Here is a 15,039-nt window from a genome sequence, read left to right as displayed (position 1 = left end):
CAATAATCTCGATAAAAATAAGATAACCAAAAGGGAACACATTCTTTTTTAAACAGGCTTACATTAAAGAAAGAACATCATAATAAATAAATTCGCCAATACTGGGAGGGCAACCGAATGGCCAGATATAGCAAAATCAATAGTTTCAATGCATTACAAACACTCACGGTGGGTGAAAAATCCTATCAAATTTTTAACCTCCCTCAAGCCGCCCAAACATTGGGTAATATTGATCAATTACCCAAGTCTTTAAAGGTCTTACTCGAAAATTTACTCCGTTATGAAGATCAAAAAAGTGTAAAAGTAGAGCATATTCAAGCCCTAGTCGATTGGCAAAAAACCAGAAGCTCTGATCAAGAAATTCAATTTCGGCCAGCACGCGTACTGATGCAGGATTTCACAGGGGTTCCCGCCGTGGTTGACTTGGCTGCCATGCGTGCCGCAATGGCACAAGCGGGTGGTGATCCGAATTTGATTAATCCCTTGTCCCCTGTCGATTTGGTGATCGACCATTCCGTGATGGTCGATCATTTTGCGGATAAAGATGCCTTTGCTGAAAATGTCGAAATTGAAATGCAACGCAATGGTGAGCGCTATCAATTCCTACGCTGGGGACAATCAGCTTTTAATAACTTTAGCGTTGTCCCGCCCGGTACAGGAATTTGCCACCAAGTCAATTTAGAGTATCTGGCTCAAGCGGTATGGCTGGGGGAGGATGAGGGACAAACTTTTGCGTTCCCTGATACCTTGGTGGGAACAGATTCACATACCACCATGATCAATGGCTTAGGTGTACTGGGCTGGGGTGTCGGCGGGATCGAAGCTGAAGCGGCGATGCTCGGGCAGCCTGTATCTATGTTGATTCCTGAAGTGATCGGTTTCAAACTCACAGGGAAATTGAATGAAGGCATTACCGCAACGGATTTGGTTTTAACCATCACACAAATGCTACGCCAAAAAGGCGTGGTTGGTAAATTTGTCGAATTCTATGGCGATGGTTTGGCCGACTTGCCTTTGGCTGACCGCGCGACTATTGCCAATATGGCCCCTGAATATGGTGCGACCTGTGGTTTTTTCCCGATTGATGACGTGACCTTGGCCTATTTAGCGTTGACGGGTCGTGAGCAACAACGGATTGATTTGGTTGAAGCGTATAGTAAAGCGCAGGGCTTATGGCGAAATGCAGGTGATGAACCCGTTTTTACCGATACTTTGAGCTTGGACATGAGCACCGTGCAGGCCAGTTTGGCAGGCCCTAAACGTCCGCAAGATCGCGTCTTGCTAGCAGATGTACCTAAAACTTTTCATGACTTGATGGAACTAAATCTCAAGCCAGCCAAAGAAGCCAAAGAGCGTTTAGAAAATGAAGGCGGTGGCACAGCTGTTGAAGCTAAAAAAGCCAATCTACCGCATGAGGAGCCATCTTGCACTATTGATGGAAAATCTTACCCATTGAACCATGGTGATGTGGTTATTTCAGCCATTACCTCATGTACCAATACTTCCAATCCCAGCGTGATGTTAGCCGCGGGACTCCTCGCTAAAAAAGCCATTGAAAAAGGTCTACAGCGTAAACCGTGGGTGAAAAGTTCGCTTGCGCCTGGTTCTAAAGTAGTGACCGATTATTTGGCTGCGGCTGGTTTAACACCGTATTTGGATGAGTTGGGTTATAACTTGGTCGGTTATGGCTGTACTACGTGTATTGGGAACTCTGGACCGCTGCCTGAACCGATTGAAGAAGCCATACAGTGCCATGATCTCAATGTTGCTTCAGTGCTTTCAGGCAACCGTAACTTTGAAGGGCGTGTACATCCTCTGGTGAAAACCAACTGGTTGGCTTCGCCACCTTTGGTGGTGGCTTATGGTTTGACGGGCAATATCCGTACAGATTTGACTACACAACCGATTGGTCTCGGCAAAGATGGGCAAGCGGTTTACTTGAAAGATATTTGGCCGAGTCAGGCTGAAATTGATCATGCGCTACAGAGCGTGAATACCGCGATGTTCCATAAAGAATATGCCGCAGTATTTGATGGTGATGCAGCATGGCAGGCGATTCAGATTCCTCAAAGTCAGACCTATGCTTGGCAAGAGAATTCAACCTATATTCGCCATCCGCCATTTTTTGAAGAGATTGGTCAGCCACCGAAACCGATTACCAACATTGAACAGGCACGTATTTTGGCTGTGCTTGGAGACTCGGTCACCACCGATCATATTTCCCCAGCGGGTAATATCAAGAAAGACAGCCCCGCAGGATGCTATTTGCAAGAACAAGGGGTTGAACCCAAAGACTTTAACTCTTACGGGTCTCGACGTGGGAACCATGAGGTGATGATGCGAGGCACTTTTGCCAATATCCGCATTAAGAATGAAATGTTGGGCGGTGAAGAAGGTGGGAACACGATCTATATTCCAACAGGAGAAACCTTGCCGATTTATGATGCCTCTATGTTTTATCAGCAGCAGCATACGCCATTAATCATTATTGCTGGGAAAGAGTATGGCACAGGTTCATCACGTGACTGGGCTGCCAAAGGCACGAACTTATTGGGGGTTAAAGCGGTGATTGCCGAAAGTTTTGAACGAATTCACCGTTCGAATCTGGTTGGTATGGGTGTATTGCCATTGCAATTTGTCGATGGACAAACACGCCAATCCTTAAATTTGACAGGTCGTGAAGTGCTTTCGATTCATGGATTATCAGATGATATCCAGCCTCATCAAACCTTGGATGTTCAGGTGCTTCGAGAAGATGGCAGCCAAAACCAATTTACAGTGTTGTGCCGTATTGATACCTTGAATGAGGTGGAATATTTTAAAGCTGGCGGCATTTTGCATTATGTACTGCGTAATTTAATTGCAGCCTAATCTCAATGAAATAAAGCCCTGTCATCAGCAGGGCTTTATTGTTTGTAGCGATACATTCAATCCAAAGTCGTATTCAGGTAAAATGAACACGATTTTACCGATATAGATGTACGCATGACTGATCTGCAACATGATGAATATGACCGCCGTTTTGCTGGTGTAGCCAAAATTTATGGAGACGAGGCCTTTTCATATTATGAAAAAAGTCATGTGATGGTGATCGGAATTGGTGGTGTAGGTTCGTGGGCAGTCGAGGCTTTAGCGCGTACAGGCGTTGGAGAATTAACACTGGTTGATATGGACTCAATTGCGGCTTCGAATATTAACCGCCAACTGCCAGCCATGAGCTCAACCTTGGGACATGAAAAAATTGAAGTGATGGCCGAGCGTTGTCGATCCATCAATCCACGGATCAAAATCAATTTGATCGATGACTATTTGACCCCAGAAAATGTCAAAGAAATTTTAGAACATCGACCAGATTTAATTTTAGATTGTATTGATGACGTCAAAGCTAAATTAGCACTGATGTTGCACTGTCGTTTTAATAAGATTCCATTGATTGTTTCAGGGGGAGCTGGGGGTAAGCTCGACCCATTGAAAATCCGAGTGGCTGATTTGTCTAAAACTGAACAAGATCCAATGTTGGCAAAGCTTCGAACCCAGTTGCGTGGCATGGGGATTTGTAAAAAACCAAAAGAAAAGTTCGGGATTAGCTGTGTGTATTCGATTGATAATCCATTTTCCAGTGCAGATGTGTGTCCAAGTGCAGGCCTACGCTGTGGTGGCTATGGTTCTGCGGTGGTGGTGACTTCAAGCTTTGCGATGGTGGCAGTGGCGGAAGTGCTGAAAAAATTAGATGGAATGAAAGCGAAACAATAAGACTGTTTTAGGTTTAATTGGACTGTATACATCGATATATTGATACAGTCCATAGACCACAAAAAATATTGAAATCAATAGAAAAAAGAGAAAAGAAAAATGAGCTTTTTAAAAAAATTATGGGGTTCTCAAAAACAAAAAACGCCTGCGAATGAAAATGCATATACTGCATTTTGGCAATGGTTTCAGCAGCATCAACAGCATTTTCACCACATTGTGAATCAAGGCAGTAAAACTGAAATCGAGCGAGATTTCTTTGATCGATTGACGCCTGAACTGGAAAAAGTCCATAGCGGCATCTTTTTTCTGACGGGCATGTTAACCCCACAAACAGCTGAATTAATTCTTACCCCTGATGGCATCATTCCAAATATTGTTTTTGTGGAAGAGCTGATTGCAGCTGCACCAGAGATTGCAGGGTGGAAGTTCACTGCGCTTAAACCTGAAAGCGATATTCATCAAGTCGGGATTAATATGCATGGCTATGAGTTTAGTCAGCAGACTTTGTCTTTTTATTTTAACCAGCAAGCCGAGTATCCCGATGAGATTGATCTGGTCGTGGTACATGATGAATATAATGCAGCTGAAAACGATGCGTTTTTACAGGCTGTGTATATTTTTCTCGATAACTATTTGGGCGAGTATGATGCGGTCACCAAATTGGACAATGTTTATGTCCAGTCTAAGCAAGATGCCGAAAAAGAATTGCTACCGATTAACTTGCTCAAAAACATTTTAATTTTAAAAAGTAGTGAAATTTCAAGATTAGACAAAATTACCCGTTCAAATACGGATGCCGATGAATTTGTCAGTTTGGAGGGAGAAACCAATGAGAGTCTACCGTTGCTGGCGACTTTAAATCGTACACTTTTAACATGGGATCAAAAAGCTTCGCATCCGTGGATGATGTTGATTGAAATCTCTTATGATGGTCAGCATTCAAATGGCATGCCTGCATCTACAGATTATGAGCTACTGAATTTGATAGAAGACGAATTATTACAAGAGCTTAAGGATGTGGATGGCTATTTAAATATTGGTCGTGAAACGGGTAATCACTTAAGAACCATATATTTTGCGTGTAAAGAGTTTCGAAAGCCATCCAAAGTCATTGATCAAGTAATTGAAAAATATAAAGACAACTTTGAAATAGAGGTCAGTCTGTTTAAAGACAAATACTGGCGTGCTCTGAGTAAATTTACCGGTTAAGCTCTTATATAAAAGAAGAGTTCGCCTGAAGCACTTTTAAAATATAAAGGGATAAAGCAGCTCCATGACTCATCTTTCAGGGCATTCCAAACTTGATGTTAAAATAGTGGCTTTAGGGATCATTTTGAGTTGTGGTGTTGTATATGCTATTTACTCAACCGTTCGTCATTTTTATGTTTTAAATCAGGTCAATGAAGCCAAAGAAATGATGAGTGATATACAGTCATTATTGGTTTGGTCAATGCATCAGCATCATGATGATGTCACGAAGGCTTGTCATTTTAAAAATATACAACAGATTGCTCAATCCGTAGAATTTCAAAATATGAATTGTATTTTAAAATTACAGGATCAAATACGTCAGCAAAGTCAATTTGTTGAACAGCTCAAAGTAAATGCCACACCTGATTTACATGGTTGTATAACCACGGCTTATTTTAGAAAAGAGCCCTTTGTTAGTGAGTATATTGCAGCAAAGTATATTTCTTATCATTATGATTTTAAAACTGAAACAATAAAATGTTTGACCGATATCCAAAAGCGTTCTTTAGTAAAACCTTGTACTCGGCTATAACGGTGAAATATAAAAAAGCGAAGCAGATGCTTCGCTTTTTTATGTTAGATCAACGTTCTAAATTACTGGGCTAGAGTGTGTTCTTTTAAATAATCTTCGGTGCGTTGCATTGCGTCTTTAATGTTAAGAATTGCATTTTCAACATCGGCAAAAGTCTTGGCATTACCACCACTTAAAGCCTGACGCCACTTGCGAGCGCCCGGAAGGTTTTGGAATAGCCCAAGAATATGGCGCGTGATAATCGACAAAGGCGCACCTTCTTGCATACGCTTTGCAATATAAGGCAGCATTTGGTCGATAATTTCAAAACGATCAGGTAGATCCAAATTCCATAATTGACCAATCTCAGCCAAAAGATAGGGATTATGATAGGCCTCACGACCAATCATCACACCATCAACATGTTTGAGATGTTCTTGTGTTTCAGCAAAGGTTTTGATCCCGCCATTAATTTCAATCAATAGATTTGGACGTTCTTGCTTTAAACGATAGACATCTTCATAACGTAGTGGGGGAATGTCACGGTTTTCTTTCGGAGAAAGCCCCTGAAGCAAGGCAATACGTGCGTGTACGATAAAATTATCGCAGCCCGTTTTCGCGACTGTATCGACAAAATGTAGCATTTCTTCATAAGAATGCATGTCATCAATCCCGATACGGTGCTTTACCGTGACTGGAATCTCCACGGCATTTTGCATTTCAGCAATACATTCAGCGACAAGGTCAGGTTCTGCCATGAGACAGGCCCCGATTTTATTATTTTGTACACGGTCGCTTGGACAGCCGACATTTAAATTGACTTCATCATAACCCCAGTCTTGTGCCATTTTGGTGCAAGTGGCTAAGTCTTTAGGATTTGAGCCACCGAGTTGTAGCACAATCGGGTGTTCTTCATTGTTATAGTCGAGATGACGATTTGCACCGCCAAACAGAATCGCGCCAGTGGTCACCATTTCGGTATAAAGGATGACATTCGGGTTAAATAAGCGGGCAAAGAAACGATAATCTTTGGTCGTCCAATCCATCATCGGGGCAACGCTGATTCGCGGAGATTGAGTGTTTTCAATGTTTTTGTTAATAGTCATTAAAAATCATACCTTTAATCTATTTTTCGCAACCTGCGCGAATCTGTTTTAACCTGTGTTTAGGTGGGTTAATCGGTTTGCATTTACACCAAATTTTACACCATAATCAAAAAAACAGGTTGTGGTGTAAATTATGGGGTCAATTACAGCAAGGAAAGGTGCAGATGGTAAAGTTAACTATCGTGCTGCGATTCGAATCAATCGAAAGGGCTTTCCTACTTTCTCTGAAAGTAAAACATTTCACTCAAAGAAGTTAGCTGAAAACTGGGTTAAGAAACGAGAAGTCGAAATTCAAGAAAATCCTGATATTTTGCTTGGCAAAGAAAAGCTGATTGATCTGACCTTATCAGATGCCATAGATAAATATTTGGATGAAGTCGGGAGCGAGTACGGAAGGACGAAACGCTATTCTCTGCTCTTAATTAAGAAGCTACCAATTGCGCGCAATATTATCACAAAAATAAAATCAGTACATTTGGCCGAGCACGTTGCTTTAAGGAAGGGAGGAGTGCCTCATCTGGAACTTGAACCTATTGCGACTAGTACGCAGCAACATGAGCTTTTACATATTCGTGGTGTGCTTTCTCATGCTGCTGTTATGTGGGAAATGGATATTGATTTAAATGGTTTTGATAAGGCTACGGCTCAGTTAAGAAAAACACGTCAAATATCCTCTAGTCAAAAAAGAGACCGACTTCCTTCAACGGATGAACTGATTGCATTGACGAAGTATTTTACAGAGCGATGGAAGCTAAACCGTTATGGTTCTAAGTATCCTATGCATTTGATTATGTGGTTTGCTATTTTTTCATGCAGACGTGAAGCTGAATTAACACGATTATCTCTTCGGGATTATGATTTACATCACTCAACATGGAAAGTGCATGATATAAAGAATCCAAATGGCTCCAAAGGTAATCATAAATCATTTGATGTTCTTGATCCTTGTAAGGAAATGATGAAAAGATTAAAGCAGTCAGAAGTTCGTGAACGGATGTTGAAGCTTGGGCATGATGAAAATTTGCTACTGCCGTTAAATCCTAAAAGTTTAGGCAAAGAGTTTAGAGAAGCGTGCCGAATGTTAGGTATTGATGATTTACGCTTTCATGATTTGAGACATGAAGGCTGTACACGTTTAGCAGAACAGAGTTTTACTATTCCTGAGATTCAGAAGGTAAGCTTGCATGACTCTTGGAGTAGTTTACAGCGTTATGTGTCGGTGAAGGCAAGAAGAAATACTATGCAGTTAGAAGAGGTGCTACGCCTCATCGATGAAACGTAGCAAAATCTTTGGAAGCTTCTGAATACTTTTGGTCTAAAACATCAGCTAAGTCTTTAACGTGCACTAGAAAAGGTGCGCGTTTACTTTGATCTATTTTAAATACTGAGAAAGGAAAATCCTGATTGTTCGCCTTTCTTAGCGCTTCAGCCTTACTTAAATGAGGGTAATAGTCAGCAACAATAGTCATAAGCTCGACCGCCATAGAACGGTATCTCATAAATAGGTAATCTGACGTATCAATTTTGATTGATCCCACACATTATTCCTTCTATAAACTAGCTGTTTATTTAGATTGGCTACGATTTATGCATAGCTAATCTATAAATACTTGATAGATGCACCTCACACATTACCTGTATAGGTCTTCCAGATATAACTTAAGCCATTGGCTTTATAACGATAAAATTCTAATGGAGTTTGGTAGAAATCGAGCAAATTTTTCCATTGTTTGTTTGCTATACCATTACCTTGATAGCTATGAATATGCTTAATTGAATGGTTCTGAGAAAAGATATTCAATCCCTTTTCAATACATGTATCAATCCAGTATTGATGCAATAGTGACGAGTAGTTTGTTTCATCACCAATGACATACATTAAAATTTGAGCAGTTGGCACACCATTTAAACTTTTAACGAAACGCCATTGCATATCGCATAGTTTATTTTTAAAAACGTCACTGCTATGGCATTTTTTCAAAAATGACTTTGTAACGGTCACAAGGAAGGCTTCCTTTTCTTCAATGCTATGAGTGACCTGTATTATTTGATTAGTCATACAAGGGAATTCAATGAATATACAATTCATTTGTTTATGTTTTTTTATGCTGATATCACATTTTCTTTTTTGCTCAGCATTTTGAGCTTGAAGCTCAGCTTGCTGAGTATTTAACTTTAAAGCACTTTTGCTTTTGACAATATTTTTACCTAGGCGATCCAATGTATCATTGATGTATTCCAAGGGGGGATAGGCTATATGGTTACCCCAAAAAGCCTGATGAGTCGAGTTAAGACTTTCTTCAATACTTGCTTGTAAATATGGATTCAACTCATATGTCGAGTTCAACAAAAAATTATATTGTGGGAGCATTATTAAACGATTAATAAGCTGTAAAACTTTTAGGTTAGTCTGATTTTTGTGTGTAGTTGTCAATAATTTTAAGTTCCCTTTTTCGATCGATTTTGCATCTTTAATATTTTCAATAAATAATTGATGTTGAGCTGAGTAAGTGTCTATGGGCTGAATGTTTAAGACGCTAGGATTACTAAAATCAAAACTATTAATAGTAGGTAAAATCATTTGGTTCACAAGTACTACCTCATAATATAAAAAATCTAAGAACTTATAGGACGCCTTCAATGCTTGCGTATTGAGGGTGAACGTCCTTTACCGAAAGTTGATTTGCCTGATAAGCTTTTATGTACGATAAACTGGTCTTTCTTACAGAGATAACGGATGAAGTTGAACAATTGCTCATAAGTACCTTCATCACTAGGATCTACAGACCCAACTGCAAGGTCCTTGAAATGTGATAATTGACCTGATGCGGGGATGTTAAAATTGCTGCTATAACTTCCAATTTTTTCATTCCATATCTGTAAAATATTTTTAGCTAATTCACTGGTATCCACCGACTCCTCAGCCTTTAAAAAGAAAATGCAGTGATAGTAAAATTTATCGTCAAAGCTGAGTTCCAACTTCCAAATAAATCCTTTCAGATCGAGAGCTTTTCTCCTACGTATAGCCTGCTTAAACTGAGCAAAAACCATGTTCGCTACACCGAGCCCGATTTCTGCATCAACGATTAAATCGACACAGACTACATTCAGGCTTTCATTTGCATTTTTCGAAGCTGTTACATACTTTTTTATAGTTTTAAAGCTTCCTTCAGAAAGTCGAACATGGCTTCTGATCTCTTCCTTAAACTTACGACTTTGTCTAACTTCATTTAACTCATTAAAAGCAGAATTGAGCACCTGAACTAAGCTGTGTTTCTCACCATTATTAACAGTGATAAGAACTTCAGGCGTTCTCCAGTGAATGCTTAAATCCCAAAAAATGGGTCTGAGTTTCAGCAAAATAGCCTTTACATAGTTCATATGTATGCATGAATATTGAGTCGAATCTACATATTCGAAATCATTTATAATCTGCTTTAGCAATCCAAGTGCTGTGCGATCGTTCACAACCCATCTAGGTTTGTTATTGATCGCATACATAGGTATCTCTTCAAAAAAAGCACAAGCTAAGGTCATATTTTCGATACGTGTAAAGAGAGCAATACATAAAAAAGGTAATGTTAAAATTGACTGTTGTGGCCTGAAATAAGTGCATCTTTTATTTGCATCGTAGACAAGGCATGTATCTGAGAGTTTTGCTGTATGCTGATTTTTATCAATTAATGATATATTCCCTGCATCTGTTTCAAATGCTTTTAAAAAAGTATTTAAAGATTGCACATTAACTGGCAACGCAAGATTGATGAGAGGCTTCTTTTTATGTTGCAATGGTTTGAGTGAAATAGCAGTCATATATACCTCATTGTTAAAGTTAAAAAATATGGGTCGATCAAGGAGTTACTGGAATCGGTGTGTCTCATAGCATCAAGAAGTTGCTATCATCTTGAAGTACTAAAAACCTACTTAATTGACGAAAAAAATATCTTTTTTCCTACCAATAATTCACATTTGATGTGTTGAGGCATATTCTGAGACTTTAAAATAGCAAAGTACCAATTTCTAGAATTTCTGTTTTACTCATTGTTTTTTCTAAGGTTAATTTTACATATGGCAGATAAAGTTTTTGATCACACTATTTTTAGGGTCGCACATCCTTTGGTGCAGAGCCTGATAACTCAAAGTATTGAAATAAGAAAATTTAGAATAAAATTTCCTACTTTTTATCAATATTTATTGTTTAAAAAAGCACATATTGTTGAGTTGCTGAAAATAGAACTTAAACTTCGAGTGCAGTGTTATTATGAAAAATGGGGTGATAGGGAAGAGGCATCATTAGAGCCTGAAGTGGCTTGTCAAAGTCAGGATGAGAGAATAGAAAGAGATGTTTTGAAAATACTTTATGAAAGACAATTTATAAGTCAGGCAATTGGTTTTATACAAACAGATAAGGTTTTAATTTATGACGAATTTTTGATAACTCAAGCGATAATGAATCGTTTTGATATCGATAAGTTATTCAGAAAAATATCGATTGATTTTTGGCGTGAAGTACATGATATCTATCCTTTAAATATTACGGGTGTATTTAAAGAAACTGTTTTGTCTTATTTACATGAGAACAAACTATATTTGCCTAACGTGTTGTCAGATTGGTCAATGGAAGAATTATTGTTAGATTTTTTGCCTATTTTTATTAGTTATGAAAAATTTAAAAATATAAAGAATGAAAGTAAAAAAGTACCTGAAACAAGATTGCCAACCTTTGATGAGTGTAAAGAAATTTTAAAACCTTTATTTGGTTATAATACCCCCTTGCAACGATATCAAAAGAGCTATCTTGAATATAATGCTTTCTACGAAACAGGGAGGACCTCGGACTATCTTGGTCTTATGATCCATTTAGATGAAGAGCCTCAAGAAATACCTTTTTTATTAAGAGATTATTTAATAAAATTTCAAATGCGTAAAATTGATAAAATATCTGGAGGCACATCTAGTTTTGAAAAAAATGATATTGATAAAATAGAATTTCTTTCTAGTGTAGCTTACGAAATGATTGAGGCTTTAGATAAAATTACTAATAAAAAAATGGGTAAAAATATTAATGAGTCAATAAGCCAATACATGACGACGCTGAGTTCTATTATTGCTTTATGTTATTTTGATAGGTCATTTTCAAAAGCCTATGATTTAAATTTTTATGAAAAAATGGATATTCATCAGTCCATTATTTTTATAAAAAAGAATAATAATACTTTAACCGATAAAGTTTTTGAAGATTTAAACTCATCATTCGAAAAAATAAAAGAAAATAAAAAGAAATATGATTATTCTGAGTTCATGGTTGATTTGGAAAAGCTAATGAACTATTCAGATAAAATTGATTTAATAGTTTCACCTCCAAATAGAGGTAAGCGTCAAATTTCAGGTATTACATGTATTTTAAAGGAAGAACAAGGAAAAGGTAATAACAAGCCTAGGTATCACTATGACTTCGTGTATAAGAGTTTGAAACAAACAATACCAGCAAGACTACGAGAGCTACTACCTGAAGTAGATGAGGCCATAGCACTCTAAGGTGCGGTGACATACTTACAGTTGTTTTTGGTAGGTGATCTACTTACGTAACTTTAGCTTGTATTGTTAGCTTAGATTTCATGTAATACACGAAGATTTACAATATTTGATTTTCTTAAGTAAGAGCACTTTACTTCGTTGCTCTTAGTGGGTTTTTAATATAATGAATATATATAATTTATTACTAGTATAAATATATTTATTATATTAAACACTTAGGTTTATTACATACTATGAGTTCTTAGGTAAAAGATAACTTAATGCCTAGTGATATGAGTTAAACTATCACTAGGATATTTATATGTGCTTAATACCATTAAGCTTAAGTGAGTCACAAGTCCTTATTTCTGTAGATCAATTTATACAGTCAATCTATAGAACTGAACTCAATGAAACTCTGTTTAAGAATTCATTGAATGATCTAGTCCCTAAGTTCAAAGAAATTTATAAGCCCTATTTAAAGTACAGTGTGACTATCTGTGCCTTTTATCGAATGGTATGTTTCTTAGATAAAATATTGATTGGAAATAAGAGCATTGATAATTTAAATAGTTTTGAATTACGTTATTTGTGGAATAATGTTTTGGCTTCTTATAATGCTGTTTGTTTAGAGTTATTAGGGTTTAGGAATCAAGAGAAAAGAAATCATAATGTTTTAGAAAAATACCTAACTCAGCTGACTAAACACTACTCTAAATTGCTGTTTATACGCGTGGATTTAAGCATTGCAAAAGAGTATCAGCATGAAGTTGGTATAGAGCAGTTTAATCATTACCCACGCACCTTTTTTAATCGTGTACAGAATCAAGATATCTATTTTAAAGATATGCAGGGCTATGCATGGGCAATTGAGCAAGGGGAGACAAAGGGCTATCACTGCCACGTATTACTCATTTACGACGGGCATAAACATCAAAATGATTATGGTCTTGCATTATTGATAGGAGAGTGCTGGAAAACGATTACAGCTGGTAAAGCTAACTTCTTTACGTCTAATTCACCTGAATACAAAAAACAGATGGATCAAAAGGGTAAGCTAGGCATAGGCATGATCTATCGTAACAACCCACAACAAGTACAGAAAGCGATCAAAGCTGCCATGTACTTAGTCAATCCAGAAAAAGACAACCAGTATCTTCGAGTCAAAACACAGAGGATGCGTAGCTTTGGTAAAGCTCAGTACGAGATTGATAAACGTCGTGGTTGTATTGCAAATACTTTAAAGGAGTGTGACGGCTTCAAACTGTGTGAGGTATACCCTTAACGTGAAATGGATGTGTAATGTATTACAGCAGTACACATCTTATGTAGAAAGAGTTAGTTGGATAAGTTTTAGTTCTTACTAAATTATGTGAGATAGGAATATATAAGATGGGAGATTAAGCTCCCATCTTCATCAACAACATTTAATTATCTTAGTATTTTTAACAGCACAGATAGATGACCAATTATTCTGTCCCGAATTACGACCTTATCTTATTTGTATTTCACCTAGTATGACAGATGCAAATAAAAATAATGTCAGGAGGACATATGTATAAAACTTTGAACTTAGTAGCGAGTATGTGCTTAGTTGCTATTGGACTAAGTGCCTGTGGTGGTGGTGAGGATCAAACTGGAGTAGCAATTCCAGAAACGCCGCAGGAGGTCAATAATGATTGTTTTTGGCAAGGTCCTTATGTTATTGATAATCCGAAAACTAACTTTGCTTTCCCTGATACAGGAAGTACGTATTGGAGTGCAAAATATACCTTACCTGAAGGTGCAAGTTTAAGATTAAAAGGGGATTTCCCTTACGCAAGATATATGTCAATTAATAGCTATAGAGAAGATACCACCCCTGCTTATACCATCAGCGACAGTAAAATCATTCCTGATCAAAACAATCTCAATCCCTTTATTGATGGCAATGCAAGAAATAACCCAAGACGTGCCTATACTTTAAATATTACAGCAGGTGAAGTTCCAGAGACGGGAGGTACTGCAAATACAATTTATGATGCGACTAAATCTGGGAATTCAGCTTTATTAGTTTATCGTGTTTATGTTGCTGATAAAGGGAAAAGCTTAATGGGCGGTGTCAAACTTCCTCAAGTCGAACTGACCACCCGTCAAGGGCAAGTGCTCACAGGTGAAGCCGCTTGCTCTGCCCTTAAAGCATCTAGCGAAATCGTCAGTATTCCACTTCTTTCTGCAGATACGTATGCCAAAGCCCGACTGAACAACCCCGCTCAACAAGTTCCTGTATGGCGAGCATCTTACAGTATGTTACACAGCGTGCAGTGTGATTTTTATGGTGTCTGTGATACTGACCCTGTACGTAGCGTGGGCTATTATGCCAATTTAGATAACCAGTATATATCGACATTTGTTGACCGAAATATAAAACCAATTGTAGTGATTCGAGGAAAAATCCCTTCCGTACCGAAAACCTATAATGCTGAACAAATTTTTAACACTAAAAACTCTCAGCTAAGATATTGGTCAATTTGTCAGAATGAATTTTACTCGCAGAAGGTCACCTCTTGTCTGTTCGATGAGCAAATTGATACCAATGCCAAAGGGGAATTTACTATTGTGACTAGCCTACTAGAAGATCGTCCGAAAAATGCGACAAAAGAATGTGGTGTAGGTTATCTGAAATGGTCAGATCAGGGTGATGGTTTTTCTATTGTAAAAGGGCGTGAAGATCATAAAACGGATGGGCGATTAATTATTCGCAATATGCTTCCTGCAAGTAATTTTTACAATGCCATTCAAAATACTCAAAAACCAGGCGACGAAGCTCAGGTACTTGGAGAGTATTTACCTAAGGCTGAATATTATACTAAACAGGAGTTTGAGGCTTTAGGCTGTAACCCTTCTCAGAAAATGTAATAC

General features: G+C 37.9%; 12 protein-coding genes. 8 read left to right on the top strand and 4 right to left on the bottom strand.

From position 1 onward, the window contains the following. Positions 1-117: 117 nt before the first annotated feature. From acnA to ACFN7Z_RS14860, 4 genes are all read left to right on the top strand, one after another. Positions 118-2,871 (top strand): aconitate hydratase AcnA, encoded by a 2,754-nt coding sequence (gene acnA, locus ACFN7Z_RS14875; protein ID WP_395442142.1) that lies wholly within the window; start codon positions 118-120, stop codon positions 2,869-2,871. A gap of 114 nt (positions 2,872-2,985) precedes the next feature. Then, complete coding sequence (locus ACFN7Z_RS14870) at positions 2,986-3,753, top strand: ThiF family adenylyltransferase (RefSeq protein WP_010325913.1); 768 nt, start codon at positions 2,986-2,988, stop codon at positions 3,751-3,753. A gap of 99 nt (positions 3,754-3,852) precedes the next feature. Continuing rightward, positions 3,853-4,962 carry a DUF695 domain-containing protein gene (locus ACFN7Z_RS14865; RefSeq protein WP_010325914.1) on the top strand — a complete coding sequence of 370 codons (1,110 nt, stop codon included), beginning with the start codon at positions 3,853-3,855 and terminating at the stop codon, positions 4,960-4,962. Positions 4,963-5,026: 64 nt separating this feature from the next. Further along, positions 5,027-5,536, top strand: a complete 510-nt coding sequence (locus ACFN7Z_RS14860) for a hypothetical protein (RefSeq protein WP_010325915.1) — start codon at positions 5,027-5,029, stop codon at positions 5,534-5,536. A gap of 62 nt (positions 5,537-5,598) precedes the next feature. Here ACFN7Z_RS14860 and dusA read toward each other — a convergent pair whose 3' ends face one another. Beyond that, positions 5,599-6,621: a tRNA dihydrouridine(20/20a) synthase DusA gene (gene dusA, locus ACFN7Z_RS14855; RefSeq protein ID WP_058952347.1), complete on the bottom strand. Its 1,023-nt coding sequence runs from the start codon at positions 6,619-6,621 to the stop codon at positions 5,599-5,601. 133 nt (positions 6,622-6,754) lie between these two features. Here dusA and xerC point away from each other — a divergent pair, with 133 nt between their 5' ends. After that, positions 6,755-7,903 carry a tyrosine recombinase XerC gene (gene xerC, locus ACFN7Z_RS14850; RefSeq protein ID WP_058952346.1) on the top strand — a complete coding sequence of 383 codons (1,149 nt, stop codon included), beginning with the start codon at positions 6,755-6,757 and terminating at the stop codon, positions 7,901-7,903. Here xerC and ACFN7Z_RS14845 read toward each other — a convergent pair. The 3 genes from ACFN7Z_RS14845 to ACFN7Z_RS14835 form a co-directional block, all read right to left on the bottom strand. Continuing rightward, a complete protein-coding gene (locus ACFN7Z_RS14845) occupies positions 7,887-8,120 on the bottom strand; it encodes a pyocin activator PrtN family protein (RefSeq protein ID WP_171518783.1) in 234 nt (77 codons plus the stop codon). The two genes, xerC and ACFN7Z_RS14845, sit on opposite strands and share 17 nt — an antisense overlap. 125 nt (positions 8,121-8,245) lie before the next feature. Next, entirely contained in the window at positions 8,246-9,211 is a 966-nt protein-coding gene (locus ACFN7Z_RS14840) for a hypothetical protein (RefSeq protein ID WP_058952344.1), read from the bottom strand. A gap of 47 nt (positions 9,212-9,258) precedes the next feature. Then, positions 9,259-10,434 (bottom strand): inovirus-type Gp2 protein, encoded by a 1,176-nt coding sequence (locus ACFN7Z_RS14835; protein WP_131229940.1) that lies wholly within the window; start codon positions 10,432-10,434, stop codon positions 9,259-9,261. Positions 10,435-10,689: 255 nt separating this feature from the next. Between ACFN7Z_RS14835 and ACFN7Z_RS14830 the strand changes: the two genes are divergently transcribed. From ACFN7Z_RS14830 to ACFN7Z_RS14820, 3 genes are all read left to right on the top strand, one after another. Further along, the gene (locus ACFN7Z_RS14830; RefSeq protein WP_058952342.1) at positions 10,690-12,159 is read left to right on the top strand and encodes a hypothetical protein; all 1,470 of its coding nucleotides are present in this window, start codon (positions 10,690-10,692) and stop codon (positions 12,157-12,159) included. A 301-nt stretch (positions 12,160-12,460) separates the two neighbouring features. Next, a complete protein-coding gene (locus ACFN7Z_RS14825; protein ID WP_058952341.1) occupies positions 12,461-13,423 on the top strand; it encodes an inovirus-type Gp2 protein in 963 nt (320 codons plus the stop codon). A 269-nt stretch (positions 13,424-13,692) separates the two neighbouring features. Continuing rightward, on the top strand, positions 13,693-15,036 hold the full coding sequence (locus tag ACFN7Z_RS14820) for a hypothetical protein (protein WP_058952340.1): 1,344 nt from the start codon (positions 13,693-13,695) through the stop codon (positions 15,034-15,036). Positions 15,037-15,039: the final 3 nt, after the last annotated feature.

The organism is Acinetobacter sp. P1332, from assembly GCF_044057475.1.
Taxonomy (GTDB): domain Bacteria; phylum Pseudomonadota; class Gammaproteobacteria; order Pseudomonadales; family Moraxellaceae; genus Acinetobacter; species Acinetobacter johnsonii.
The sequence above is the reverse complement of the archived record's forward strand: the minus strand, read 5'-3'. Positions and strand labels throughout refer to the sequence as shown.